Consider the following 26,675-nt stretch of genomic DNA (forward strand, 5'->3'; position numbering starts at 1 on the left):
ACCGGTATGGAGGGTGAATTCGACCGCGTCGTCGACGGGCTTCCGGGCATGATCTGGACCGCGCTACCCGACGGAGGCGTCGACTTCGTCAACCGGGCATGGTGCGAGTACACGGGCAGGGGCTTGCCAGAGGCGGCTGGTGACGGCTGGCTGGCGGCGGTCCACCCGGACGATCTGGCAGGCCTGCGCAAAGGCTGGAGCAGCATCCTCGCCTCGCACCAGCCGCAGGATATGCGGGCCCGCATGCGGCGTGTCGACGGGGCCTGGCGCTGGTTCGTGCTGCGCGCCGGCCCGGTGCGCGACGCGACGGGCAAGCTCGCTCATTGGTCCGTCATGGCGACCGACATCGAAGATCATCGGCAACCGGGCGCAATCGCCAGCCCGTCGGTCGGTGCGTTCGCGATGATCGCCGATGCGCTGCCTGCTTCGATCCTGCTGATGACACCCGATGGAGAGATCGAATACTCCAACCGCCAGTCGCAGGCCTTCCGCGGTGCAACGCTGGAGCAGCAGCGGGGCTGGAAATCGGCCGATCTGATCCATCCCGACGAATTGCCCGCGGCCATTGAGGCATGGGAGCGCTGCGTCAAAAGCGGCGATCTATTCGACATGGAGTTTCGTGCACGCCGTTTCGATGGCGTGTATCGCTGGTTTCACGTGCGCAGCCAGCCCATGAAAGACGAGCAGGGCCGGATCACCCGCTGGTGCACGCTCGATGTGGATATCGACGACCGCAAACGCAGCGAGGCATTGCTCGCCAGCGCCATGGCGCAGCTGGCCGCGTCCGAAGACCGACTGCGCGCGACGATCGACACGGTTCCCGGATTTGTGTGGCGTGCGGCGCCCGACGGCAGCGTGGAATTTCTCAATCAGCGGTGGTGCGATTACACCGGACTCAGCCTCGCTGACTCCCTGGGCACCGGGTGGACGTCCGTCATTCATCCCGCCGACGCCCCTGCGCTGGGGAGCTATTGGCAGGCATTGCTCCAGGTCGGCGAACCGGGCTCTTTCGAAGCGCGTCTGCGCCGCGGCGATGGGGCGTACCGCTGGTTCCTGATCCGCGCCGTGCCTCAGCGCGATGACGCCGGACAGGTGGTGAAGTGGTACGGGCAAAACACGGACATCGACGACCGCAAGCGCGCCGAGTTGCTGCTCGAAGGCGAAAAGCGCCTGCTGGAAATGATGGCCAGCGGTGCACCGCTGGCGCCGGTGCTGGAGGCGCTGTGCGGCATGGCGCAGACCTCCCTGGACGGGGCGCTGTGCAGCGTGGTGCTGCTCGATCCGAAGCACACGCATTCGTTGGAAGGATCTTCCTCGCGGTTGCGCGTACAGGCACTCGTTGCGCCGGGGACACCCGGGCTGCTGCTGGAAGGCAAGGACGGCCAGCCACTCGATCCCGATTTCAGCCCCATCGCCTGCGCGGCGGCGAGCGGGGAGGCGGTCATTGCTGATGACCTGACCGCGGAGACCCGCTGGGATCGATGGCGGTCCTGGGCGCTATCGCATGGAATCCGCGCGAGCTGGTCGACGCCCATCCGGTACAGCTGCGGCGGTGTCATGGCTGTCTTCTCGGTGCTGTTCCAGGACGGCAACGGCGCGGATCGCGCGCAGCGCACGCTGATTGCACAGTTCACCCACCTTGCCAGCATCGCCATCGAGCGCGCGCACAGTGAAGCCGCGTTGAAGCAAAGCCAGGCGTTCATGAGCAAGGCGCAGCGGCTCAGTGTGACGGGAACCTTCTCCTGGCGCGTCGGCAGTGACGAGATCGTCTGGTCGGAGGAGGTCTACCGCATCCTGGAGATCGACCCGTCGGTGACCCCGACGTTTGCATTGATCGACACGCGCATCCATCCGGAGGATCTTCCGGCGCACGAGGAAATGATTCGTCGGCAGCGAAGCTCACCGGGCGACTTCGAACACGAGCACCGGCTGCTTTTTCCCGATGGCCGGGTGAAATGGGTGCACCTGGTGGCGCACGCGACACGCAGCGAGGACGGCGGCGTGGAGTACATCGCCGGGTTGCAGGACATCACCCAGCGTCGACTGTCCGAAGAGGCGTTGAGCAAGGTCCGTTCCGAGCTGGCGCATGTGGCCCGCGTGGCCAGCCTGGGCGCGCTGACCGCGTCCATCGCGCATGAAGTCAACCAGCCGCTGGCGGGCATCATCACCAACGCCAGCACCTGCCTGCGCATGCTGGGCGCCGAACCACCGAACATCGACGGTGCGCGCGAAACGGCCCGGCGCACCATCCGCGACGGCAACCGCGCGTCTGATGTGATCAAGCGGCTGCGTGCGCTGTTTGCGAAAAAGGAGGCCAGCACGGAGCCGCTGGACCTCAATGAAGCGGCCCGGGAAGTGGTGGCGATGTTGCTAGGCGAGCTCCAGCGTCATGGGGTGGTCTTCCATCCCGACTTTGCCGACGGCTTGCCCATGGTCAGCGGAGACCGTGTCCAGTTGCAGCAGGTAATTCTCAACCTGGTGCTCAACGCCTCCGACGCGATGAGCGACATCCGAAGCCGCCCCAGGCATCTGCGCGTCATCACCCGCCTGCAGGAAGACGGGCACGTCCGTCTGGCCGTTCAGGACAGCGGCGTGGGTATCGACCCGGCCGATTCGGAACGCATGTTCAATGCGTTCTACACCACCAAGAGCTCGGGCATGGGAATTGGGCTATCCGTGAGTCGCTCGATCATCGAAAGCCATGACGGTCGACTGTGGGCGATGGCCAACGAGGGGCACGGCGCCACCTTCGCGTTTTCGTTGCCGTGCGCGCGCAGCGCCCGCGCGAGGAAGTCGATGGACGATGCAGGATCGGTGTCCGGCGATGCCAGGGAGCGCCTTTGATGAACCAGCGTCTGCTCGTGTCCGTGGTCGATGACGATGAGTCGGTGCGCGAGTCGCTGCCGGATCTGTTGCGCGAATTCGGTTTTGCGGTGAAGGCGTTTCCATCTGCCGAGACGTTCCTCGCCTCCGGCGACGCCGAGGCGACGCGGTGTCTCATACTCGACATCGCCATGCCCGGCATGTGTGGGCCGGAACTCCAACAGGAACTGGCGCGGCGTGGCTACGCCATCCCGATCATCTTCATCACGGCTCATGGCGATGCGGCGGAGCGTCCCCGGCTGATCCGTCAGGGCGCCGTGGATTGCCTGATGAAGCCGTTCAGCGAGGCTGCCCTGTTGAAAGCGCTGAGCGCCGCACTGCCGGTGGGCTGACCGTATGACCGATACCGCAGGAGGAGCCGCCATGCTGGATCCCCAACGCAATGCTGCAAATACCGCGCGCACGGATGCCGACGAGCCACCGGTCGTTTTCGTCGTCGACGACGACGTGTCAGTGCGGGAGTCGCTGGAGCTGTTGATCGGTCATGCCGGGTGGCAGCCGCGTCTGCTGGAGTCCGCGCAGGCGTTTCTCCAGCAGGACAAGCCGCGGGGCCCAAGCTGCCTGGTGCTTGATGTCAACCTGCCGGATCTCAACGGGCTGGATCTGCAAGCGTGCATCGGTACGGCCCGGCCCGACATGCCGATCATCTTCATCACCGGTTTCGGCGATGTGCCGCTGACGGTGCGTGCAATGAAGGCCGGCGCGATCGAGTTCCTCACCAAGCCTTTCGATGACGAGGTGCTGCTGCTGGCGATCGCCGAGGCGCTGGAACGAAGCCGCGCCGCGCTTGCCCACGAAGCAGGCCTGGCAGCCGTACGCGACGCCTATCGATCCCTGACGCCGCGCGAGCGGGAAGTTCTTGGCATGGTGGTGTCGGGTCGCCTGAACAAGCAGATCGCCGCGGACTTGGGGATCAGCGAGATCACGGTGAAGGCGCATCGAGGCAAGGTCATGCGCAAGATGCGCGCACGCACGCTGCCGGACCTGGTGCAGATGGCAGCTCAGCTTTCGCTGACTTCCGTGCCGGCGGGCTGACACTGCACTGCGCGCTCGCCCGCCTCGGGCGACCGATACCATCGTGCGATGGCTCGATGAGAAGGGGAGGGGTCCAATGGTGGTGAGCCGCAGCGGGCTCACGCCATGCAGCAGCAATTGCCCCCAACCGAGACCCGAGCCATGAGAGCGAAATGCGCACGCACCCCACCGGTACGGCTGCTGACGGCCGATCGCAAAGCGCACGGCCCCAACGAGCGGATGGTTGCTGGCAAGATCGCGGTACCCCGCCAACATGCTTCACGCGATGCATTGACCGTGTCGAACCTGTTGGCGATCGCCGGATTGATCGAGCCCGATTCCGCGGCTGTGCTGCAGTGGTATGGCGAAACGACCATTGCGTCGCTTGGCGGGCTGACCGCGGAAGCGCTCGTGACGCAGGGCCGTGCAGGCGATGTCCTCGGCTTTCTCCTCACGGCGCTCGATAGCGACGGTTGACGGCGCGCACGGGCCGCCCCGTGCTGACCTACACAGCCCCGAGTTCCTGCCGCAGCGTCTCGAGCTGTCGCAGGTCGGCGGAATCCCGTCCCTCCGGCCCCCAGCGTGCATCGCATTCGTCGAGCAACGCCGTGGCCTGCCGCAGGTCACCCTGTTCGAACGATTGCTGCGCAAGGTCCATGTTGGTCCGCAATTCCCACGCCCGCGCGCCCTGGCGCCGGGCAAGCGCGAGCGATTCCTGCAGGGCCTGCGTCTGTGCGTCATTTTCGCCAAGACCCTTGTGGGCTGCCGCCTTTACCCGCAGCAGCTCTGGCAGGGCGAAGGCATCGCCGCTGCTGCGACAGTGCCCGATGGTGCGCTCCACCAGATTCCTGGCCTGTCGGTGCCGCCCCTGCTGGATCAGGCCATCGGCCAGCGCCAGTTCGAAGGAAGTGGTCAGCAGTTCGTAGCGCATGCCGTGCAGCCTGGCCAGGCTCTCTTCCAGCCAGCGCACAGCCTCGTCCGCGCAACCTTCGCGCACGGCGATGGCGCCGCGCATCCCTACGGCGGCGGCCATGTACGGCCCGAGCAGGTTGGTATGCGCGACGCGTGTGAAGGTGTCCAGACTCCGCTTCGCCTGCTCCAGGTCGCCCAGCCAGATGTAGATGCCCAGCGTCCATACCAGGGCGATGCAGTGCGTCACCGGATGGTCCAGCGCGACGGCCTCGGCTTCGACGCGGTCCGCCCAGTGTCGCGCCTGGTCGGGATGACCCTGCAGCCACAGCGTCCTGGCCAGCGCCAGCCCGGTGCGGTTGCGATGATCGAACCCGTAATGCAGCGTGCGGCTGCGGCGCGAGGGCGCACTCAAGTCCAGCGCCTTCTCGAGTTCCTGGCGTGCAAGCGGCTGGTCACCGAGCAAATGGTGCGATACACCGGCCAGCGATGCGGCCACCCCCACCGCTTCAGGTTCGGCAATCGCCTCGCCAATGGCGATCGCCCGCTCGGCCCAGGCCTGCGAAGAGGCGAAGTCGCCAATCCGCTCGTAGAAGATCTGCAGCAGGCCCAGCAGACGCAGTTGCGCCCATTGGTCGTTGCGCGCCTGTGCGATGTCCATCGCACGCAGCAGCGCCGCTTCGGCAGCCGCGCTATTACCTCGCGTGAACATCAGCACGAAGCCGAGGGCCGCTTGCAGCTCCTGCTCGGTCGCGGTGCCGAAATAGCCCAGCTCAAGCAGCTCGGCGGCGCGCGCGCACCAGATACGGCACTCGGCCAGCAACGAGTTGTGCAGGAACAGCGGCGCGGCCGCGGCGGCAAGCGGAAGCGCGAGCCCTGGATCGCCCTGCGGCCCGAAACTCCACTCCAGGGCCGCGCGGACATTGCCGAGCTGGCGCCCCAGCCGCGCCGATCGCTCGAACACTTCGTCCGGTGTCTCGCCCAGCTGTTCCAGCACGCGAAGATAGAAGGCTGCGTGCCGTTGTTGGACGAGGCGGGCCTGTGTTTCACCGCTCAGTGCGAGCCGTTCCTTCGCATAGGCGCGGGTCATTTCCAGTAGGCGGTAGATGTCGTCCGTGCCACCGGTGTCGACCGCGACCAGCCCTTTCACGGCGAGCTGGTCCAGCGTCGCGGCCGCCGTGGTGGCGTCGATTTCGGTGTCGGCCACCACGGTGGTTGCCGCTTCCAGCGAAAACGGCCCGACAAAGGCGGCGAGCCGATCGAACACCAGGCAATCGGTGGGCGACATCAAGCCGTAGCTCCAGTCCAGCATCGCGCGAAGCGTCTGCTGGCGGGGTAGGGCAGTGCGTCGACCGGACCAGCCCAGCGAAAAGCGTTCGCCGAGCAGTGCATGGGTGGCACTGAGTCCGTGCGTGGCGGCCCTTACCGCGGCAAGCTCGATGGGCAAGGCCATCCCATCCAGGCGCCGGCACATGTCCGCGATCAACCGCATGTCGTTCGAGCCGACCGCGAGCGACGCGTTGCCGGAAGCGGCGCGCTCCAGGAATAGCCGCACCGCCGGCGAGCTCAGCAACTGGTCGTCTGAAAGGTGTTCATCGTCAGGGGGCAGGGCCAGGGGATGGAGCCAGTACACCTGCTCGTCTCGCGCACGAAGCGGCTCCCGGCTCGTCGCCAGCAGGGCAGTGCCTGGTGCGCCCTCGCGTAGCCGTTCGGCGATGTCCGAGACGGTGGCGACGACGTGTTCGCAGTTGTCCAGGATGAGCAACTGAGAGCGGGACTGCAGGTAGGCCATGACTACCGCCAACGGATCCTCCGCTTGCACGGGTACGCCCAGGACAGCCGCCAGTGCAAACGGCACCAGGGCAGCATCCTCCACCTGTGCCAGATCGACGAACCGGGCCCGCTCGTACACGGCATGCTCGAGGCGATGCCCGATCTCTACCGCCAGGCTGGTCTTGCCTACGCCTCCAGCGCCCACAATGGTGAACAGGAGCGGGCGTTCCAGCCGCTGCGCCACCTGCTCGACGTCCGCCTCGCGTCCGATCAACCGTGGTCGCGAAGGCAGGCGACCTACCGCACTGGCGGCAGCTGGAGTTGTGCCGGCAACAGCAGGCAGGGCGCCGGCGACTGGCTGTTGCAGCTGCACCGGCGCCACAAAGGCATAGCCAACACCGACCTGGGTGGCGATGTAGCGGGCACCCTCGACACCGTCGCCGAGCAGGCGACGCAGCGAGGTCATGTGAAAGCGCAGGCTGCCCTCCTCGACCACCACGTCAGGCCAGACTTCCTTCAGTAGCTCTCGTTTGGAAAGCACGCGCCCGGGACGCCTCGCCAGAGCGAGCAACAGGTCGAATGCGCGGCCGCCCACGTCCAGGGGCACGCCGTTGCGGGTCAGCAAGCGCTTGTGCGGTACCAGGCAGAAAGGGCCGAAGACGATCTGCTCGGTGTTGGGCGGCGATGCGTCGTCCAATGCAGATTCTCCAGAGGTGATGCGTGTGACGGCGACGACCCAGGAGGAAGGGCGCTGCACACGGTCATCATAGGATGTTCGCCCCCCCGAGGGCACCTGGTGACCCACTTGCCTTGTCGGCCGCTCAGGCCAGCACGAACGATACGGCCATGTTGCCCGTGGTGGCCTTGGTAAACGGGCAATTGCGCTGCGCGGCGAGAATCAGGCGATGGGCGATTTCATCGTCCAGACCGGGCAGCGATACAGCGAACCGCGCGCTCAGGAAAAACCCCTGCTCACCATGCGCCAGATCGACCTCGGCGCCGACTGCTGCCGAGGCCGGAAACACCAGTTTTCGCGCATGCGCCGCATGCCTTAGCGCGCCCAGCAGACACGCCGACCAGGCGATGGCCAGCAGTTGCTCGGGGTTCGCGCCACCACCTGGCGCACCCGGTGGGGTGAGCTTGATCTCCAGCCGGCCATCAAGCGTGTGCGCCTCGCCATTGCGCCCTCCAGAGGTGAAGGTGCGCGCGGTGTGCAATACCGTGTTTATCGCCATGACCTGCTGCTAAGGCTCTCAGCACACCCCAGCAGGGCGCCGCTCACGGCGACGGGTGTGGGGCGAGCCGTCGGTGTCGCCTGGCGAATGCGGTGCTGGCGCGGTGACCTCACTCGCGCCGGCCGTCGCGTTTTGGCGGCGCTGGTAGTCGACCATCACGCGTCTGGCAGTGTCTAGCAGCCACGCCCGAAAGGGAGCCTTGCTGTCGAACGTGGCGCAGTGCCGATGCAATGCGGTGAGCGCCTCGGCCACCAACGGCGCCAGCTCCGCGTCGTTGATACGGCCAGCCAGCGCCTGGCCCCGAAAGAAGGCGGTGAACACCGATGTGGCTTCCTCCAGCAACTGCGCGCATGGCGGCGTGCCGCGGTCGATCGCGGCGACTATCAATGCGACCAGCGCATCGTTCGGGAGCCTGTCCGTTGCCAGGCGGCAACAGTTGCCATTCGCATCCATCGTAGAGTCCTCCGCTGCGTGCCTCAGTGTCGGAGCACGGCTGACATTCAGCCAGCGAGCTGTTGTTAGCTGCTGTTAGGCGGCGCGGACGCAAATGGCGTCTGACGCTGAACCGTGGCCTTGGCGAGAACACCGTTGGGTTTGTCGTTCGCCACCGGGCTGGCTATAGTCCCTCACCGTTTTCGTCCGCTTAAGAGGAATCCGTCCGATGCGCCAGTGATGCCGCCGTCCTGCTGACGGCCTGTCCGCCTCCATCCCCATGGATGGACCGACACATGGCACCTGGAGATTCCCATGACGGAAGCGTTCCTCACGCTGCGCGATGCAGCGTTCGCATGGCCCGACGGTCAGCGCGTGTTTTCCCAGCTCGATCTGCAACTCGACCGTCGACCCACCGGGCTGGTCGGCCGCAATGGTGTGGGCAAGAGCGTGCTCGCGCGCCTGCTCGCCGGTGAGCTGGCACCTACGGCCGGACGTTGCGAGCGCACGGGAGCGGTGGGCTCCGTGCCGCAGCACATCGCCTGTCCACCCGGCGCCACCGTGGCGGGCATCGCCGGCGTGCAGCCGGTGCTCGATGCGCTCGCACGCATCGAAGCGGGCAGCGTCGACGCCGCGGATTTCGAGCAGGTGGGCGAGCGTTGGGATATCCGCCAGCAGCTGGTCGCCTGGCTCGACGAGCAGGGCCTGGGTCACCTCGGCCCCGAGCAGCCGGCGAATCAACTCAGCGGCGGCGAACTCACCCAGGTCGCGCTGGCCGGCGCCTGGCTCGCCGCGCCCGACGTGCTGGTGCTGGACGAGCCCACCAACCACCTCGATCGCCCGCATCGCCACGCGCTGCTGCAGCGCCTCAGTACCTGGCCGAAGGGGCTGCTGGTGATCAGCCACGATCGCGAACTGCTCACGGTCATGCAGCGCATCGTCGAGCTCTCGCCCACCGGCCTGCGCGATTACGGTGGCAACTACGAGTTCTACGAAAGCGCCCGGGGGCAAGAGCAGGAGCGTGCGGTGCAGGCGCTGGAGCATCGCAAGGCCGAGCAGCGTCGCGGTGAGGCAGAACGCCGGCAGACCTTGGAGAACCTCAGCCGTCGTCAGTCGCGCGGCGCGCGTGCGGGACGCGAAGCGAACCAGGCGCCGATCCTGCTCGGCCGACGCAAGCAGCAGAGCCAGGTGAGCATGGGCAAGTGGCAACGCGAGCAGGACGCGCGCCAGGAGGCATGGGCGCAGGGCGTGCACGAGGCCGCATCGCAGGTGGCCGAAGACGCCGACATCGCACTGCTGGTGCCGGAGCTGCCCGGGGCGGCATCACGCAAGGTGGCCACGTTGGAAAACCTGCGGCTGCCGTACGGTACCGGTGGCGCCAGCGCGCTCGACCTCACCGTCTGGGGCCGTCAGCGTATCGGCATCGTCGGGCCCAATGGCAGCGGCAAATCCACCTTGCTGAAGGTGCTCGCCGGTGCAGTGCCGCCGGTCACCGGAGAGTGCGCGGTGCACGTGCCGGTAGCCTTGCTCGATCAGCAACTGCAGTTGCTCTCACCCCACCAGCCACCGCTGCAGCAACTGCTTGCCGCACATCCGACCGCCACGCAGGCGGACATGCGCACCCGCCTCGCACTGCTCGGGTTGTCCGGCGCCGCCGCTCTCAAACCCGCGGCCGAGCTCAGCGGCGGCGAACGGCTCAAGGCCGCGCTTGCCCTCGCGCTCTACCGCGAACAACCCGCCGAACTCCTGTTGCTGGACGAACCCACCAACCACCTCGACCTGCGCTCGCTCGACGCGCTCGAACAGATGCTGCTGCAGTACCGCGGCGCGCTGATGATCGTGTCGCACGACCACGTTTTTCTCGATCGCATCGCGCTGGATCGACGGCTGGAGGTGACAGGGCAGGGCTGGCAACTGACGCCTTGGTAGGCGGATAGCGATACGGCACCGCGTTCCGTCATGCAGGGGTTTGCTTGCCCGGATCCATGGCTTGGCGGATACGGCTGTCGAGGCTGTCGAGGTTGTGCACCGCCTCGTTGACCGTGCCGGCCATCTGGTTCACCACGTGCAGCAGCTCACGCCCCGTCAGGCTGCCGCTCTTCAGGTCGATCATCGCGTCATTCATGCGCGGGCCGTCGAGCACGATCGACATGTCGGCGGTCATCAGGGTCGCGCTCGCATCCTGCAGGGCGTAGACGGTGGAGTAGCGGCGCAGCTGTTCACTGCCGATCCAGCCTGCGGACTGGTTCGCCACGGCCACTGACCAGGCCTCATGGCGCAATACCGGCCAGCGGTAATCGAGATAGAGCCCGTCCGGCATGCGCGCCTTGGCGTGCTGCAGGCAGACCGCATCGGACTCGTGCGCCTGAATGTCGTGCAGCAGGCCGTCGCGGACCGCTTCAAGCGCCTGCATGCGCTCGCGATCGTGCGCACGGATGTGCTCGATCTGCTCCAGGTTGCCCTGGATCTCGGCTTCGATCTCCGCGCTGGCAATAGCCGCGGCATGCTCGTGATGGCTGTGTTCTATCCAGGCTTCCAGACCCAGCGCGGTGAGGATACTCAGCACGATCATCAGGTAGTGCTTGAGAAAATCCTTCAGCGATTCAAGGCGGACCTTGGGCAGTTCCAGGTGCATGGCGTGTCCTAGCGGGAGGGTGGCCGCGCATGATCGCGCAATTGGCCCGACCGAGTCCGGACATTTCACCCGATGCCCCGTTCCTGCAGATCGGAGGCTCCATCTCGGAGCACATCTGCAAGCACCGCAGCTCAGTCCTGAGCCACGCAGCCGCGGGCAGGGTATGCCGAAGCCCGGTGGGCTCAGACGAGCCCACCGGGCACCGCTCAGCCGCCCTCGATCGGCCAGGCCTCCTCCACGGCGCTGACATACACCCAGCCGCCGATGCGCTGGCCGGTTCGGCCGTGCTTGCGGATCAGCGCCACAGCTTCGGCTGCTTCGGCGTCTTCGCAGAACACTTCCAACCGCACCTGGTTGGTCACCCGCTCGCCCAGCTCAATAGAGTAGGTGCGCTCACGCTCGCTCGATGCACTGAGCAGCCCCTTCACATCGTTGACCGACAGGTGGACGAAGCCTGCCTGCTCCAGCCCATGCACGATGTCCGCGACGCGACCGCGATGGACGTAGGCTTTTACTTCTTTCATGGCGTGTTCTCCTTGGCGAGGCGTTTGGCTGCGCGCTCTTCCATCCAGTCGTAGAGCACCGGCAGCAGCACCAGCGTGAGCAACGTGGAAGTAATCAGGCCGCCCACCACCACGGTGGCCAGCGGACGTTGGGTCTCGGCGCCGACACCGGAGGACAGCAGCATCGGCACCAGGCCAAGGATTGCCACGCTGGCGGTCATCAGCACCGGCCGCAGGCGCAGCGCGGTGCCACGCACCACGGCCTCGCGCACCGACAGGCCTTTGTCGCGCTGCTCGTTGAGGAAGCTCACCAACACGATGCCGTTGAGCATCGCCACGCCGAACACCGCGATGAAGCCGATCGCCGAGGGCACCGACAGATACTGCCCGGTGATCGCCAGTGCGACGATGCCGCCGATGGTGGCAAAGGGTACGTTGGCCAGGATCAGTCCCGCGTATTTCACCGAGTTGAAGGCGGTGTACAGCAGCACGAAGATGAAGAAGATCGTTGCCGGCACGATCAGCGACAGCCGCTTCAGCGCGCGCTGCTGGTTCTCGAACGCGCCGCCCCACTCGGTGTAGTAGCCGGTCGGCATGTGCACCGTGGCGTTGATCGCCGCGTTGGCCTCCTTCACGAAGCCATCGATGTCGCGGCCGCGCACGTCCATCTGGATTACGGCATAACGCTGCAGTTGCTCGCGACGGATGAACGAGTAACCCTCCGCATCGCTCACCTTGGCCACCTGCGACAGTTGCACGATGGCTCCCCCCGGCGTGCGGATTGGGATGCGTTCGATCGCCGGCAGCGAAGCCTTGTCGGCGTCGTCCAGCCGCACCGTCATATCGAAGCGCTTGATGCCGTCGAGAAGGGTGCTCACCGGCTCGCCGCCGATGCCGTTTTTCACCACCGCCAGCACGTCGTCGGCATTCAGGCCATACCGGGCCAGCGCGTCGCGATTGACTTGGATGCGGATCTGCGGCTTGCCGATATTGGCCTCCAAGGCGAGGTCGGCAACACCGGGCACGTTCGCCAGTGCATCCTTTATCTTGCCGCTGAGCCGGTCCAGTTCTCCGAGGTCATCGCCGTAGAGCTTGAGCGCCAGCGTGGCGCGCACGCCAGAGATCAGTTCCTCAATGCGCATCTGGATCGGCTGGGTGTAGCTGACCACCGCCGTGGGCAGCGCGGCGGAGAGCTCCTTCTGCATGTCCGCCTCAATACTCTCCAGTGTCTGTCCATCACGCCACTGCTGACGCGGCTTGAGCGGGGTGTAGACCTCCATGTAGTTGACGTCGGCAGTCTCGCCCTTTTCCGCGCGGCCGATCATCGCCAGCGTGGTGTCGACCTCGGGGAATTTCTTCTTGATCAGGTTCGACACTTGACGCGAGATGTCGATCGACTCGTCCAGCGAAGCGGAGGGGATTGAGGTGATGCGCCACATGATGGCGCCTTCCTTGAGGTTGGGCATGAACTCCTTGCCCAGGAACGGGAACAGCGCGAGGCTGCCCACCAGCGCTGCGCCTGCGATAATCATCACGCGCTTGCGTCGTGCCAACGACCAGGCCAGCAAGCTGGCATAGTTTCGTTTGAGGAACGCCACCAACCGGGTGTCCTTTTCCTCCTTGGGCTTGAGCACCAGCGCCGCCAGCACCGGGATCAGTGTCAGCGCCAAAAGCAGCGAGCCCGCCATGGCGAAGCTGATGTTGAACGCCATCGGCTTGAACATCTTGCCTTCCAGCCCCTGCAGGCTGAACAGCGGCAGGAACACCACGATGATGATCAGGATCGCGAAGGCGATCGGGTTGGCCACCTCACGCGCGGCCGCCAGCACCGCCGCGGTGCGGTCCACCGGCTGCCCGTGTGCCTTGCGCTCGGCCATGATGCGAAACGCGTTCTCCACCATCACCACGGCGCCGTCGACCATCATGCCGATGCCGATCGCCAGCCCCGCCAGCGACATCAGGTTGGCCGACAAGCCGGCCTGACCCATGCAGATGAAGGCGATGAGCATCGCCAGCGGCAACGCAACCACCACCACCAGCGCGCTGCGCAGTTCACCCAGGAACAGGAACAGGATCAGTGCTACGAGAACGGATCCCTCGATCAGGGCCCGCACGGCCGTCTCGACCGCCGCGTTGACCAGCTCGGTGCGTTCGTACACCGGCTTGACCTTCACGCCGTCGGGCAGGGCGCGTTTGACCGTGTCGAGCTTGGCCTTTACCGCATCGACCACACTCTTGGCGTTCTCGCCGATGCGCGCCAGCACCTGGCCCATTACCACTTCCTTACCATCGCGGGTCACTGCGCCGGTGCGCGGGGCACCGGCCTCGGTCACCGTGGCGACGTCGCGCACATACACCGGCGTGCCGTCCTCGGTCTTGAGCACGATGTTGCCGATGTCCTTGCCATCGGCGACCAGGCCGAGGCCGCGCACCAAGTACTGCTCACGGCCCACGTCGACAAAGTTGCCGCCGACCTGGGCGTTGTTGGCCTGCAGGGCCTCGATGACGTCCTTGAAGCCCAACTGGTGCGCGATCAGCTTCATCGGGTCGATACGCACCTGGTACTGCTTCTCCTGCCCACCCCACGAGGTGACATCGTCGACACCGGGTGCGGTGCGCAGGATCAGGCGGATCGTCCAGTCCTGCAGCGTGCGCAGGTCCATGTCGCTGGGCGCGTTCTTCAGTTTGTCGTCGGCCCGCTCCACCGTATACCAGAACACCTGGCCAAGGCCGGAGGTGTTCGGCCCCATTTCCGGCTTGCCGTAGCCGTCCGGCAGGCGGTCGCCCACCTGTTGCAGGCGTTCGTTGACCAGCTGGCGGGCGAAGTAGATGTCCATGTCGTCGGCGAAATACACCGACACATACGAGAGCCCGAACAGGCTCACCGAGCGGATCTCCTGCACCTTGGGCAGGCCGGCCAGCGCCGACTCCACCGGCGTGGTGAGCAGTTGCTCGACGTCCTCGGCGGCCAGGCCCGAGGCTTCGGTGTAGACGTTCACCTGCACCGGCGTGACGTCGGGGAAGGCGTCGATGGGCAGCTGGCGTACGGCCTGGTAGCCGAGCACGCCGACCACCACGAACACGATCAGCACCAGCACCTTGTAGCGCAGGGAGAGTTCAACCAGTCGTTCGAGCATCACTCTTCTCCCAACTGCGAGCGGAGCAGGCGCGCCTTGAGCACGAAGGCACCCTTGCGCACGTAGGGCGTGCCGGGCTTCAAGCCCTGCGTGATCACGGTCCAGCCGCTGCGGGTTTCGCCGGTGACCACAGGCGTGGCCTCGAACGGCTTCGTACCGCGGGACACGAACACGGTGGGCTGGTTCTGCAGCAGCACGATGGCATCGGCGGGCACCGCCACGGCCTCGGTTTGTCCACCCACCGTGACGTGCGCTTCGACCAGTTCGCCGGGATGCAACAGATCGTTGCGGTTGTCCACTTCGATCCGCACCGGCACCGTGCGGGTGCGCTCATTGGTTTGATGCGAGCGCTGGATGACCGAACCGGTCAACTCGCTGTCGTGCGCGATCACGCGGACGCGATCGTCCGGTTTGACCTGCTCGGCCTCAGCCGGAGACATCTGAGCCTCGACCCAGACCGAGTTCTCCTGCACCAGGGTGAACAGCGTGCGTCCGGCCGCCACGCGCTCGCCGACCAGAAAATCGTCGGTGGTGACGCGTCCGTCGGCGGGAGCGAGCAGGTCGTAGCTGCCGTCGGCGTGGGCGGAGCCGGCCTTGAGCAGGCTGCGGATCTGGCCTTCGGACAGTCCATAAGCGCGCAGCTTGGCGCGGGCCTGGTCGCGCGCGACTTTCGCCTCGTTGTAGCGACGCGCCGATACGGCCTGCGGGCCGAGCGCGGCAATCCGGCGCCAGTCCTGTTCGGCCACGATCAGTTCGCCCTGGGTGCCAGCGACGTCGACACTGGACAGTTCCACCAGCGGATCGCCCGCTTTCACCACGTCGCCGAGGCGGGCCTTGCGCTTGAGTACCTGGGACTCGACGCGTGGCGAAACCAGCACGGTGGAATAGGCGTCCGCCTTGACTTCGCCCGGAGCCTTGAGCTCGTCGGCAAGCACGCGCGTGGCGGCCTTGTCGATGACGATGCCGGATTGTTTGATGGCCGCGGCATCCAGCGCGAGCGGGTTGTTGGTGGGGGCTTCCTGGGCCACTGCGCCCGCGCAGGCAACGGTGAGCGACAGCGCGAGCAGGGTGCGGGAGAGGAGGGGACTTTTCATCGGTTCGCGTCCTGGGTGTTGCCGGCTAGCCAGTCGTTCAGACGGCCCGCCGCAGTGAGGTAGTCGAACCAGGCCTGCCAGGCCTGGCTTTCCAGTTCGAGGCCGGACAGCGCGGTGTCCAGGCTTTGCTTGAGCTGTACGAGGTAATCGGAGGTGCTGATCTCGCCGGCGCGCCAGAGCTTCTCGAGCAAGGCCGCGCGATCTTCGAAGGCCGCCGCTCGGCTGCCGCGAAATGCCCGGTCGGCTTCGCGAAGCGCGCCATAGCGCTCGGCGAACTCGGTGATCTGCGCCTGCAGCGACTGGCGCCGCGATTGCAGCCGCGCCGCCGCGGCATCGGCATCGGCCATCGCCGCGTCGACTTCGGCGCGGCCGCTGTTGAGCACGGGCAGCGGGATCGAGAGGCTCAGGCCGATGACGCGATCCGTACGCGGACCGCTACGCACCTGCCCACCGGTGAGGCTGATGGTGGGGTCGGGGATGCGGGCGCGGCGGGCCACCCGTACGCCGGCCTCGGCACTGGCCAGTTCTGACTGCGCCTGCACCATGTCGGGCAGATCATCGGTCGCCCTGGGTGCCACCGTGTCGGGTGGCGGAGGCAGCGTCGACGGTGGCGGTGGAGATTTCGCTGCGGCGCTGCCTTCGATGGCGCGCAGCGCTGCTCGCGCCGCGGCCGCGTTGCCTGCCAGCGCAGCTTGCTGGACCTGGGCCTCGCCCAGCGCGAGTCCCCCAAGATCGCGCTCGGGGCTGCTGATGTCGCCCACCTTCAACCGTTCGGCGGCGAGTTCGTCGAATCGCTGCATCAGCCGCACGCGGCGCTGGCCGAGCTGGGCCTGACGTTCGGTCAGGGCCGCGGCGACCCATGCCTTGAGCCATCGGGCGGCGAGGTCCCGTCGGCGCACGTCGTAGGCCGCTTCGGTCGCGCGAAGCGCAGCGTTGCCCTGATCGAGCCGTGCGCGCCGCTTTCCCGACAGGTCCAGCGGCAGGCTGAGCCCCGCCGTGCGTCGGTCGACGTCGGCGTTCTCGGCATCCAGCGCCAGGGATGGGTTGTACAGCGGCCGCGCCGCTGCGCGCGCGCGGGCACGAGCCGCCTCCAGCTCGGCGCGAGCTGCCTGCACCTCCGGGTTGGTGGTCCAGATGCGTTTGACCGCATCCGTCAGCGTCGGTGGCGCGGTGGCGGAGGAGGGCGCGGATAGTGTGTGCGACGCGCGCTCTTCAAGTGGGGGTGTTGCCGCAAAGGCGGCGGCAGCGAACAGCAAACAGACGGCGCCAAGTGGCACCGATCGAAACACGGGCATGCAGGATTCTCCTGAAAGCAGACGGGAGCATCCGGCCGTGATTCACGGCCGAATGCAGCAGCAGTCGCTTTCAGGCGATAGGAGGGCGATGAAGCGCGCCGGGCGGCGCAGCCAGGCGCATGGCTTTCAGCGTGGGCGGAACAAACTGCGGTGCCACGGGGGGCAAGGTATAGCTGGCGATCGTCGGCAAAGCGATGCTATGCACACAGGCGCAATGGCATTCCGTGCCCTCACCCAGCAGGCATGCATCATCGCCAAGCAGCGATGATGCTTCTTCGGCAGTGAGCGCCACGGTAACCGTCGTCGATGCTTTTAGCGGAGCGACGCCATCTGCGAGGCAAACCGTCCCCGAAACCAGCTTGAGCAACAGCACCACGAACGCCAGCGACCAAAGGCCGCGATGGCGCCGGATCTTGCTCAGCAGGGAAGGGGGCGTGGAAAACATCGGTGGGATCGTACGCAACCGTTCGGGTGTTAGACAATTACCCGAACCTTATCCGCCGTTCCTCGATTGCAGTTCAGTTCGAGCGCGCCCTTCTGTTCGACCGTTTATCGAGAGACATGATCGCGTAAGAAGCGCGGCGACATGACTCACCCGGCTGGCGCCAGCATGTCGAGCATCATCAAGCCGACAAAGCCGGCGAAGAACAACGCGGTCATCCACGGGGCTTCCGGCACCTCGTGTGCTTCCACCAGCAACTCCTCGGTCACCAGATACAGGAAGGCCGCCGCGGCAAACGCCAGCACGGCTTCCATCCAGCGGCCGCTCAAGTCACCCAGCGCAAGGCTGCCGACGACGGCGCCGAGCATCGGCAGCAGCGCCAGCACCGACACGCTGACGATCGTGCGTGTGCGGCTGGCGCCGGCGCGCGCAAGCGAGGCGGCGGTGGCAAGGCCAAGTGAAAGCATCTCCACCGCCAGCGCGATGGTTACCAGCACGCCTTCACGCGTGCCGGCGGTGAACGCCACACCGATCAGCAGGCCATCGATCAGAACGTCGGTGCCCACCACCAGCGTCATGCCCAGAGGACTGCCGCTGGCCTTCTCCAGGCGACAACCCGCCGAACGCAGTGCGAGCATCAACAATACGCCGGCGGTAAACCCACCCAGCGCCGCCAGCGGTGCCTGCCGATGCATGATGTCCGGCAGGATCTCCACGGCCAGGGCAGAAAACACCACGCCGGCGGCGAAGTGCTGCATAGCGCTGCCGAGCCTGGGCGTCGGCGGCTTGAACGCTCCAAACAGCCCACCGCCAGCCATCGCCAGCAGCGGGGCAAGCGCAAAGGACACCACCGTTGCGATCATGCGTTTCTCCCGGTTGCGGGGCGGGCACCTCAGCAGGCACGCCGTAGCGCCAGCGTCAACGCGACGCCTTCATCGGCAAACGGGCGTCGCTCGGCGGCAGGTGAAGCGCAAGCGCGCTGGAGACGCGCGGCAGCTTCGCCGAGACCTGCCTGCTACGCCGCGGCTTGAAGCTCGCCCCACGCCCGCCTGAACACCCGGGCTGCCGAGCGTAGGAACATCACCAGCAGGCCTGCCGCGATTGCCAGATCGGGCCAGCCCGCGCCCGTCAGCCAGACCCCGCCGGCGGCGACCAGCACAGCCACACCCTCGATCACGTCGTTGCGTGAGCATTCCCACACCGAGGCCATGTTTACGTTGCTGTGCCGATGGGGGGAGAGGAGGAACAGGCAGAACGCGTTTGCTGCGAGGTTCGCCAGCGCCGCCAGGCTCATGACGTCGAGCGTGGGTAGCACCGGATGCAGCACATGCCAGCCGATGCGCACAGCTACCGCGAGTGCCGCCGCGAGGATCAGGCCCGCCTTGAACAGCGCCACCCTGGCCTGCGCCCTTGCGCTGGCACCAACGACCATCAGGCTCAGCCCGTAGGCGAGTGCGTCGCCCAGGTTGTCCAGCCCGCCGGACAACAGCGACGACGAGCCGGACCACAGCGCGGCCACCAGCACGCCGAGAAAGGTCAGGGCGTTGATGATCAGCACAATCGTGAGCACGCGCCGCTGCGAGGCGTGCAAAGCTGTGAGGTCGGCGTTGCAGCCGCCGCAACAGGAGTCAGTCATGGTGTGATTCTCATAAAGGGCGTTTGAGCAGTACGAGGTGGCGCGATGCGATGGAGCTTTTCCGCGCCTGCTGCTGAGCCGTGATCAAGAGAGATAGTGGACCCGGCCGACGGTTGCAAGGGGGCGTCGCCGTCCCGGCCGGCTAAACAACAAAGGGTCGCCACGCGACCCTTTGCTGTTTGGAGCAAAGCGGGTGCTGGCCCGCAATGTACTCAGCGGATGTTGGTGTAGTTCACCGGCACCCACTCGTAGGCGTGGCCCTTGGCGCGCACATGGCCCAGGCCCGGGAACGCCAGGTGCGCAGCGCCCACCAGGTAACCCTGCTTCGCCGCCTTGGCGAACTCGGCCTTGCGCTCGGCTTCGGCCTTGGCCGGGTCGCTGTCGAAGTGGATGGTTACCGAGGGCTGGTCGAACTGCACGGCTTGCACGTGCACCAGATCACCCCAGATAACCAGCTTCTGGCCCTTGCTCTGCACCACGTAGGAGGCGTGGCCTGGCGTGTGGCCGACGGTAGAGATGGCGCGGATGCCCGGCACGATCTCGGTATCGCCCTCGAATGGCTTGAACTGGTGCGCGGCCACGTAGGGATTGAGCGAAGCCATCGCGCCCTGGAAGAAGCCTTTGTCGGCGTCGGCCGCCTTGTCCAGGTTGGTCTTCGCCAGCCAGTAGTCGGCGTCGCGCTTGTCCGCGCGTACCACAGCGTTGGGGAAGGCGATCTTGCCGTCCTTGATCAGGCCGCCGACATGGTCCGGGTGCATGTGCGTGAGGATGATCTCGTCCACCTGCGCCGGCTGGTAGCCCGAAGCCTTCAGGCTGTCGAGCAGCTTGCCCAGGGTCGGCCCGAACAGCGCGCCGGCGCCGGTGTCTATCAGCACCAGCTTGCTGCCGGTGTTGACCAGGAAAGCGTTGACCGAGGTCTCCAGCGGAGCCTTCTCGAACGACGCGGCAAGCGCCTTGTTCACCGCCTGCGGCGTGGTCTTCATCAGCAGCTGGTCCACCGGCAGGTCGACCGTTCCGTCGGACAGGGCGGTAATCTCAAAGTCGCCCAGCATCACGCGATAGAAGCCCGGGGCTGATGTCTTCACCATCGGCGCGGCGGAGTGGGCGATCTGGACTGGAGCGAGGCCGAGGCCCGCGCCGGCAAGCAGCGCGCAGAGCATGGCAGTACGGATCAGGGAGCGCTTGTGTGTCATGCATGGGATCCTTGCAGGGAGTAGGGCGGCGTTGGGCCACCATGGAAATATCGCGTGCGTGCTGATAGCGCGCAATTCACAACGTGCGGAATGCTCCGGAACCGCCCGCACACCGTCAACCTGGACCAACGTCGAGCCGTCTGCCCGGCAATTTGACGCTGGATGGAGCGGTCTCTTACCCACCCAACGCATGCCCCGCAACCCATTGCCTTGGCCGTCTCCGTCGCAAACCCGCGATCCATATGCGGCGGCCTGACAATCGTTGCAGGCGCATCACGTCAACGGCTCCACGATCAGGCTGTCACCCACGTAGCGCTTGAACATCCGGCGCATCTCGCGGGCTTGCTATTGGGGCATGCAGCAGGCCACGTTCTGCTCGAATGCAGAGGGATTGTCGCCGCCTTACACCACCGCCCGTCCCGGCACGTCGGTACAGATTGCCTCCACGACCGCGCCGGTGAGCGTATCCGGCCCCACCAAGTGGGCCGTTTCGATCGGCCGCCTGTCCGCTCCTTGCTGCGACGGATCATTTCGATCGCAGCGACTTCAGCGACATCGCGCGCATCGACCACGGCCACGCTCTTGTCGCTGATCGACCTCGGGTAGACACCATGCTGTGGCACCACGCCTCGGAAGGTTTGCTCGTTGCCGATGAAATAGCTCACGCGCAGGATCGCGGCGCTGAAATCCATCTGCTGCAACGGCATGCGTTCGCCTGCATATCGACCTACGACCTGCTCCCCGATGGCTAAGGTCATGCTGTAGGAGACCGGCTGCCGAGCTTTGCCCTGCCCGATATCGCCCCCGCCAAACGATGGCTGCCGCTTGCTGGCTCTCAGGAGACACCCACCGCCGGCGATTCATCCCGGGCCAGCCACAGAGTGCCGAGCAACACACAAGCGCCAGCGAGCAACAGCGGCAGCGCCAGCCCCCACGCCATGAGCAAGCATGCGCCGAGCATGGCGCCGAGCAGGATTGCCATTACCGCAGCGACGCGACGCGCCAGGTTGGGGTTGCTGCCTCCACCCAGCCGGGAGTCCGAGGCCATGCCGGTGATGGTCAGGGTCAGCACGGTGGTGGTGAGATCCGGTACCTTGAGCTGGCGCGCGGTGGCGTTGCGCGAGCCCATGGCTGCTGCCGACAGGGCGATCACCGCATAGGCGGTCCACGGTACCGTCTCAGCGCCCATCGGCACCGGCACCATGTCCACGGCCACCACGGCAGACGACCACAGCAGCGCGGCTTCCACCAGCGCCGCGCGCACCAGCCAGCGCCGGCGGCTGCCCCCCGCATGCGCTTTGCCGATGCGTCCAGCCAGCATCGCGCCTGCCGCAAAACAAGCCAACCCGATGACGTACAGCGGCCACTTGAACCCGGGGACTCCCGCAGCAGCAAAACCGAGGAACACCACGTTGCCGGTCATGTTGGCGGTGAACACCTTGCCCAGCCCCAACACGCTTACCGCGTCGACCACGCCGGTGGGGGCCGAGAGCAGAATCATCAGGAGCACCAGCGGGTCACGCGACATCAATCGCCAGGAGGACATGGGCAGACTCCCTCTAGAAACGGAAATTGGTTTCCAGCCCGAGCATGCCGATGCGTCGGGCCGGGCCAGTCTGGCGAATGAAGGCGCCAGGGCGGAATTGGGACACGGAAGCGGCCAGCGTCAGCTCCGCGCTGGCCTGCCACTCGATGCTGAGCTCGGTCTCGCGGCCGACCCAGCGGGCACCGCTGCCATCGCCCGGGCGCAGCAGATGCCCCGGCATGTCGTAGATGCCATCGCCGCGGCTCTGGCGCCAGTACAGCGTGGTGAGCAGGCCAAGCTGCAGTCGCGGCAACACCGTGAAGGTCAACCCCGGCTGCAGATTGACGATGTTGTACGGGCCGATCGGCGACAGCTCGCCGAAATACTTGCCCTTGGGGAACAGGGCATTGAAGGTGCCCAGGCGATGGTCGCGCGGCGAGCGGTCGCCGCTGGCGACGTCGGCGCGCACGGTGATGTCCGGCGCGAACGCGAGCGTGGCCAGGCTGCGCCCGAACTCAGTGGCCAGCGACCAGGCGCGGATCGGCATGTCGGCAAAGCGACCGCCCTGCAGCATGCCCTCGAGGTTCCAGTGCCAGCCATCGGTGGCCCCGAACAGCCGGCTGCCCACCGTGTGGCGTTGCTCTCGCCCCTGACCCTGCTCGAACGCGGCGTGGTCGTTGCGATAGCCCAGGTAGTAGAGATCGAGCCCGCCCCCAGCGAAGGCACGCGTGGTGTAGAGCCCCCACAGTGCGCGGGTGGGCGAGTGGCGGTCGTCGAAGGCGTGCGGGCCCGGTTCCACCGGCCGCACGTAGAACACGTTGGCGGTGAGTGCGCCGCGGTGCACGATCGCCCGGCCGCCATCGAACGCCAGCAGCACGTTGGGCCCGTAGCGCGTGCCGATCAGCCGCTCGCTGCCGAAGCTCAGCAACTCGCGCCCGGCACGCAGGCGCAGGCTGGTATCGGCATCGAGCTGGAACAGCGCATCGGCGAAGCCCTGCAGCAGGTCGGTGCCGGTGCGGTCGATCGGTCCGGGCGCCGGCTTCACGCCGGCGGCGTCGGCGAAGATCGGTTGCACGAACACGCGCGCCTGGCCGGCATGCAGATCGACGTAGGGCAGGGCGCGCTTCCACACGTAACCTTCGTCGGGCGCGCTGCCCCAGACGTTGCCGCGATAGCGCTCGTAGCGAACGCGCAGTTCGACACCGGTAGTCAGGTAGACACCCGGCGCGGCCCCCAGCGGCAGATACTTGAACGCTTCGGTCCAGTGCCCGCTGCGCGTGGCCGAATCGGCCAGCAGCGACCAGTCCTCGTTGTAGCGCTCGGTGGTGAGCACCGGCGCATGCCACGGCGCATAGCCTGCTGGCGCCGCGGCGCTGCCGCTGTCGGTGGTGGTCGCCTGGCGCGCGATGGACGTGGCCGGCAGACAGGTGATGGCCGTCCCCAGTGCGGGAACGGCCAGGCGGCGTATCAGTCCGCGCATGAGCGGTGCACCAGCACCGCCAGCGCGGCGAAGCCGCCGATGATCGCCACGTGCTCGAAGCAGGTGTTCATCTGCGCGATGCGCTCGGCGCCCTCAAGAGTCCAGAACGCGTGCGCCACCAGCGTGGCGCACGCGGTGAACACCGCCAGCATGCCCGCGCCCAGCCAGCACAGTCGCCGCGTGAACAGCAGCACGCAACCGATCGCCTGGGTGGCGATGGTGGCACCGGCGATCCACACTGGATGGCCGAAACCCAGCGCCACCGATTCAGCGACGGCGCCCGGCCAGTTGCCCAGCTTGGCGATCACGCTGGCCGCGAACGGCAACGCGAGTGCGGCGCGGATCGCCCAGGCGATCCACGCCGAACGCACCACTGCTCGCACGAACCCGGGCACCGGTGCAGCGCTCACGGCGCGACCTGTTGATGCACTTCGGCGATGTAACCACCGGGGAATTTCAGCAGTGCCGCCTTGCGGCCGTTGGCGACGTACGGGCCATCGAGCACGGTGGTGCCGGCGGACTTCGCCTTGGCCAGCGTCGCGGCCAGATCCTTCACTTCGTAGCCGGTCATGTCGTGGCCGTAGGGCCAGGGCAGCTTGCCGTCGGTGACCAGCACCACCAGCTTGCCGTAGCCTGATGCAATGCGGACACGGCGGTACGTGGTGCCCGGCTTGCCGACCTCCACGCCGGGCGCCTGACGGTCGTCGGACGTCACTTTGCCGTGGGCATAGGCCACCCAGTCACCAATAAAGGCATCGGCAGCATCGGCGGTGAGGTAGACGCGATTCTCCGGCACCGTCGCCAGTGCAGGGTAGTGCGGGGTCTGCGTATGCCAGTACAGCTGCATGTTCACGCCGCCCGGCCACTGGATCAGCGTGTCACGGCCGATCGGGTCGGGGAAGGTTTCCACCAGCCGGGTGGCGCCGTGCTTCACCGCCGAAGCCACCGCCGCATCCATGTCGGTAACGAGATACCCGGTGCGCTCGACGCCGAACGGATACGGCACCGGCGTCTTGAAGCCGAACACCGAGATCGTGCCCGCCGGGGTCAGCACCAGTTGCGACATCGTCTTGCTCGGCGTGGGCGTCACTTGGAACACGCCCTGTTTGCTGGTGCTGCCGCCGAAGGTGGCGACGAAGCTGGCCACGAAGCGGTCGAAATCCGCCGGCGCGACGTACACGTGGGTAGTGTCGTATTGCGCGCCGACCGCGTAGCCGGGACTCGCCGGCGCGTCAGCTCGCGCCGTCGGTGCGGTGCCCAGGCCCAGGAGGCCGACAGCGAGGAGAAGGGAGGGGAGACGGAGCATCGCAGGATCCTTGCGTGGTGGAATCAGATGGCCCAGCAGCTGCAGCCGAACACGCCCCAGAAACCGCGGGCGTCGCCGGCCGGCACGTTAGCCTGCAGGGGTTTGAGGTGGGCATGGCCGTGCACGCCGCAGGCGCTGTCGCATGCGCAGGCGGAAACGCGCTGGCGCAGCTGTGCATCGGGTGTGCGCCAGTAGCCGCCGAAGGTGGCCACCGGCGACCAGTCCGGCATCGGCTTCGGCAGCGCGGGCGCCAGCGGGGTGTAGTCGCCCTCGCCGTGCACTACCTTGCCGCCGAGCACGGTCAGTACCGAGCGCAGGTGCGCGATGTCGCTCTCCGGCACGGCGAAGTAGTCGTCTGATAGCAGCGCGAGGTCCGCGAGCTGGCCGACCTTGATCTGCCCCTTCTTGCCCCGCTCCGAAGAGAACCAGGTGTTGGCCTCGGTCCAAAGCCGCAGCGCGGTCTCGCGGTCGAGCCGGTTGCGCTGCGGGTACAGCGTGAGGCCGCCGACGGTCTTGGAGGTCACCAGCCACGACAGCGACACCCACGGGTTGTAGCTGGCCACGCGGGTGGCGTCGGTACCGGCGCCCACCGGCACGCCGCTCTCCAGCATGCGCTTGACCGGCGGGGTCGCCTCGGCGGCCCGGGCACCGTAGCGCTCGACGAAGTACTCGCCCTGGTAGGCCATGCGGTGCTGCACGGCGATGCCGCCGCCGAGCGCGGCGATGCGGTCGATGCTGCGCTCGGAGATCGTCTCGGCGTGGTCGAAGAACCAGTGGAGGCCGTTGAGCGGGATGTCCCGATTCACCTTCTCGAACACGTCCAGCGCGCGGCTGATCGTCTCGTCGTAGGTGGCATGCATGCGCCAGGGCCAGCGCTTTTCAGCGAGCAGGCGGACCACCGGCTCCAGGTCCGCCTCCATGTTCGGCGGCATCTCCGGGCGCGGTGCGCGGAAGTCCTCGAAGTCGGCGGCCGAGTACACCAGCATCTCGCCGGCGCCGTTGGCGCGGTAGGTGTCGTCGCCCTGACCGGGGCTGATCGTGTGGGCCCAGCCACGGAAGTCGGCCAGCTCGTCCTTGGGCTTCTGGGTGAACAGGTTGTAGGCGATGCGCAGGGTCAGCTCGCCGTCGCGATGCAGCTGCTCGATTACCTGGTAATCGTCGGGGTAGTTCTGCGCGCCGCCGCCAGCGTCGATCACGCTGGTCACGCCCAGGCCGTTGAGCTCGCGCATGAAATGCCGGGTGGAATTGCGCTGATAGTCCGGCGGCAGCTTCGGCCCCTTGGCCAGCGTGGCGTAGAGGATGGTGGCGTTGGGCTGGGCCAGCAGCAGGCCGGTGGGGTGGCCCTGCGCGTCGCGCACGATCTCGCCGCCGGGCGGGTTGGGCGTGTCGCGCGCGTAACCCACGGCGCGCAGTGCGGCGGCGTTGAGCAGGGCGCGGTCGTACAGGTGCAGGATGAACACCGGCGTGTCAGGCGCCACCGCGTTGAGTTCGTCGATGGTCGGCAGGCGCTTCTCGGCGAACTGCTGCTCGGTGAAGCCGCCGACCACGCGCACCCACTGCGGTGGCGGGGTGTTCTGCACCTGCCGGCGCAGCATCGCCATCGCATCGGTCAGCGTCGGCACGCCGTCCCAGCGCAGCTCCATGTTGTAGTTGAGGCCGCCGCGGATGACGTGGATGTGGCTGTCGATCAGACCCGGGATCAGGCGGCGTCCGTCCGCGTCGATCACCGTGGCCTGGGGTGCGGCGGCGCGCACCTCGCGCTCGGAGCCCACGGCGAGGAAACGGCCATCGCGGATGGCCACCGCCTCGGCCTGCGGCTTGGCGCGGTCCAGGGTGGTCACCTGCGCGTTGACGATGAGCAGATCGGCGGCGGCCATCAACTGAGGTCCTTCGGATCCTGCGGCGGCGCGGCAGGGCCGCGCAGGATTTCCCGCGTGCACTCATGCCGGATGAAGCTGGCCACCGGTTCCCCGCGGAACAGCCGCGCGGCGACGGGAACGATCTGCTCGCCGATCAGGATGCCGAGCAGGCCGATCAGCGCGATGGTGGGCGGCGCCGGCGACTTCACGCGGAGCAGGGCGTAGATCACGCCGACGAGCACGCCGGCGGCCAAGGACAACAGATAGGGTTTCATAGGCCTCTCCGGGTGACGACCGAACGACGCGGCCGCTGCAGCGGCCGCG

The 26,675-nt window shown here is 66.9% G+C and carries 24 protein-coding genes; 6 read left to right on the forward strand and 18 right to left on the reverse strand.

Features of this window, described 5'->3' with window-relative positions:
- Positions 1-6 precede the first annotated feature (6 nt).
- The 4 genes from ACTHJF_RS07100 (at position 7) to ACTHJF_RS07115 (ending at position 4,374) form a co-directional block, all read left to right on the forward strand.
- On the forward strand, positions 7-2,844 hold the full coding sequence (locus tag ACTHJF_RS07100; protein ID WP_440266495.1) for a PAS domain-containing protein: 2,838 nt from the start codon (positions 7-9) through the stop codon (positions 2,842-2,844).
- Positions 2,844-3,215 carry a response regulator gene (locus ACTHJF_RS07105; RefSeq protein ID WP_440257458.1) on the forward strand — a complete coding sequence of 124 codons (372 nt, stop codon included), beginning with the start codon at positions 2,844-2,846 and terminating at the stop codon, positions 3,213-3,215. The genes ACTHJF_RS07100 and ACTHJF_RS07105 overlap by 1 nt, the downstream gene beginning before the upstream one ends.
- 31 nt (positions 3,216-3,246) lie before the next feature.
- Entirely contained in the window at positions 3,247-3,918 is a 672-nt protein-coding gene (locus tag ACTHJF_RS07110; RefSeq protein WP_440266496.1) for a response regulator transcription factor, read from the forward strand.
- Positions 3,919-4,023: 105 nt separating this feature from the next.
- Positions 4,024-4,374 (forward strand): hypothetical protein, encoded by a 351-nt coding sequence (locus ACTHJF_RS07115; RefSeq protein ID WP_440266497.1) that lies wholly within the window; start codon positions 4,024-4,026, stop codon positions 4,372-4,374.
- 28 nt (positions 4,375-4,402) lie between these two features.
- On the opposite strand, the gene ACTHJF_RS07120 is transcribed toward ACTHJF_RS07115, so the two are convergent.
- The 3 genes from ACTHJF_RS07120 to ACTHJF_RS07130 all read right to left on the reverse strand — a co-directional run bounded on the left by ACTHJF_RS07120 (position 4,403) and on the right by ACTHJF_RS07130 (position 8,267).
- Positions 4,403-7,276, reverse strand: coding sequence for an ATP-binding protein (locus ACTHJF_RS07120; protein WP_440266498.1), 2,874 nt, complete (start codon positions 7,274-7,276; stop codon positions 4,403-4,405).
- Positions 7,277-7,400: 124 nt separating this feature from the next.
- On the reverse strand, positions 7,401-7,814 hold the full coding sequence (locus ACTHJF_RS07125) for an Ohr family peroxiredoxin (RefSeq protein ID WP_440266499.1): 414 nt from the start codon (positions 7,812-7,814) through the stop codon (positions 7,401-7,403).
- An 18-nt stretch (positions 7,815-7,832) separates the two neighbouring features.
- Positions 7,833-8,267, reverse strand: coding sequence for a sigma factor (locus ACTHJF_RS07130; protein ID WP_440266500.1), 435 nt, complete (start codon positions 8,265-8,267; stop codon positions 7,833-7,835).
- Between the two features lie 294 nt (positions 8,268-8,561).
- Between ACTHJF_RS07130 and ACTHJF_RS07135 the strand changes: the two genes are divergently transcribed.
- A complete protein-coding gene (locus ACTHJF_RS07135) occupies positions 8,562-10,175 on the forward strand; it encodes an ABC-F family ATP-binding cassette domain-containing protein (RefSeq protein WP_440266501.1) in 1,614 nt (537 codons plus the stop codon).
- A gap of 28 nt (positions 10,176-10,203) precedes the next feature.
- Here ACTHJF_RS07135 and ACTHJF_RS07140 read toward each other — a convergent pair whose 3' ends face one another.
- The 9 genes from ACTHJF_RS07140 to ACTHJF_RS07180 form a co-directional block, all read right to left on the reverse strand.
- Positions 10,204-10,881, reverse strand: a complete 678-nt coding sequence (locus tag ACTHJF_RS07140) for a hypothetical protein (RefSeq protein ID WP_440266502.1) — start codon at positions 10,879-10,881, stop codon at positions 10,204-10,206.
- A 206-nt stretch (positions 10,882-11,087) separates the two neighbouring features.
- On the reverse strand, positions 11,088-11,405 hold the full coding sequence (locus ACTHJF_RS07145; RefSeq protein ID WP_440266503.1) for a P-II family nitrogen regulator: 318 nt from the start codon (positions 11,403-11,405) through the stop codon (positions 11,088-11,090).
- Entirely contained in the window at positions 11,402-14,521 is a 3,120-nt protein-coding gene (locus ACTHJF_RS07150; protein WP_440266504.1) for an efflux RND transporter permease subunit, read from the reverse strand. The genes ACTHJF_RS07145 and ACTHJF_RS07150 overlap by 4 nt, the downstream gene beginning before the upstream one ends.
- Positions 14,521-15,615 carry an efflux RND transporter periplasmic adaptor subunit gene (locus ACTHJF_RS07155; protein WP_440266505.1) on the reverse strand — a complete coding sequence of 365 codons (1,095 nt, stop codon included), beginning with the start codon at positions 15,613-15,615 and terminating at the stop codon, positions 14,521-14,523. The genes ACTHJF_RS07150 and ACTHJF_RS07155 overlap by 1 nt, the downstream gene beginning before the upstream one ends.
- On the reverse strand, positions 15,612-16,910 hold the full coding sequence (locus tag ACTHJF_RS07160; RefSeq protein ID WP_440266506.1) for a TolC family protein: 1,299 nt from the start codon (positions 16,908-16,910) through the stop codon (positions 15,612-15,614). Before ACTHJF_RS07160 ends, ACTHJF_RS07155 begins: the two co-directional genes overlap by 4 nt.
- Before the next feature lie 70 nt (positions 16,911-16,980).
- Positions 16,981-17,355, reverse strand: a complete 375-nt coding sequence (locus ACTHJF_RS07165; protein ID WP_440266507.1) for a hypothetical protein — start codon at positions 17,353-17,355, stop codon at positions 16,981-16,983.
- A 146-nt stretch (positions 17,356-17,501) separates the two neighbouring features.
- Positions 17,502-18,215, reverse strand: a complete 714-nt coding sequence (locus tag ACTHJF_RS07170) for a ZIP family metal transporter (RefSeq protein WP_440266508.1) — start codon at positions 18,213-18,215, stop codon at positions 17,502-17,504.
- Between the two features lie 152 nt (positions 18,216-18,367).
- Positions 18,368-18,988, reverse strand: coding sequence for a cation transporter (locus tag ACTHJF_RS07175; RefSeq protein WP_440266509.1), 621 nt, complete (start codon positions 18,986-18,988; stop codon positions 18,368-18,370).
- 212 nt (positions 18,989-19,200) lie between these two features.
- Positions 19,201-20,181 carry an MBL fold metallo-hydrolase gene (locus tag ACTHJF_RS07180; protein WP_440266510.1) on the reverse strand — a complete coding sequence of 327 codons (981 nt, stop codon included), beginning with the start codon at positions 20,179-20,181 and terminating at the stop codon, positions 19,201-19,203.
- Between the two features lie 611 nt (positions 20,182-20,792).
- On the opposite strand from ACTHJF_RS07180, the gene ACTHJF_RS07185 reads away from it, so the two are divergent.
- Complete coding sequence (locus ACTHJF_RS07185) at positions 20,793-20,933, forward strand: hypothetical protein (protein ID WP_440266511.1); 141 nt, start codon at positions 20,793-20,795, stop codon at positions 20,931-20,933.
- Between the two features lie 83 nt (positions 20,934-21,016).
- On the opposite strand, the gene ACTHJF_RS07190 is transcribed toward ACTHJF_RS07185, so the two are convergent.
- The 6 genes from ACTHJF_RS07190 to ACTHJF_RS07215 all read right to left on the reverse strand — a co-directional run.
- Entirely contained in the window at positions 21,017-21,727 is a 711-nt protein-coding gene (locus ACTHJF_RS07190) for a YoaK family protein (protein WP_440266512.1), read from the reverse strand.
- Between the two features lie 13 nt (positions 21,728-21,740).
- On the reverse strand, positions 21,741-23,186 hold the full coding sequence (locus ACTHJF_RS07195) for an alginate export family protein (protein WP_440266513.1): 1,446 nt from the start codon (positions 23,184-23,186) through the stop codon (positions 21,741-21,743).
- Complete coding sequence (locus ACTHJF_RS07200) at positions 23,174-23,596, reverse strand: DoxX family protein (protein WP_440266514.1); 423 nt, start codon at positions 23,594-23,596, stop codon at positions 23,174-23,176. Before ACTHJF_RS07200 ends, ACTHJF_RS07195 begins: the two co-directional genes overlap by 13 nt.
- Positions 23,593-24,492 (reverse strand): VOC family protein, encoded by a 900-nt coding sequence (locus tag ACTHJF_RS07205; RefSeq protein WP_440266515.1) that lies wholly within the window; start codon positions 24,490-24,492, stop codon positions 23,593-23,595. Before ACTHJF_RS07205 ends, ACTHJF_RS07200 begins: the two co-directional genes overlap by 4 nt.
- A gap of 23 nt (positions 24,493-24,515) precedes the next feature.
- Positions 24,516-26,369 carry an amidohydrolase gene (locus tag ACTHJF_RS07210; RefSeq protein ID WP_440266516.1) on the reverse strand — a complete coding sequence of 618 codons (1,854 nt, stop codon included), beginning with the start codon at positions 26,367-26,369 and terminating at the stop codon, positions 24,516-24,518.
- The coding region (locus ACTHJF_RS07215) for a DUF1427 family protein (RefSeq protein WP_440266517.1) at positions 26,369-26,675 on the reverse strand (307 nt) is incomplete at its 5' end. The genes ACTHJF_RS07215 and ACTHJF_RS07210, both read right to left, overlap by 1 nt.

This window comes from Dyella sp. (assembly GCF_051962475.1).
Lineage (GTDB): Bacteria > Pseudomonadota > Gammaproteobacteria > Xanthomonadales > Rhodanobacteraceae > Dyella_A.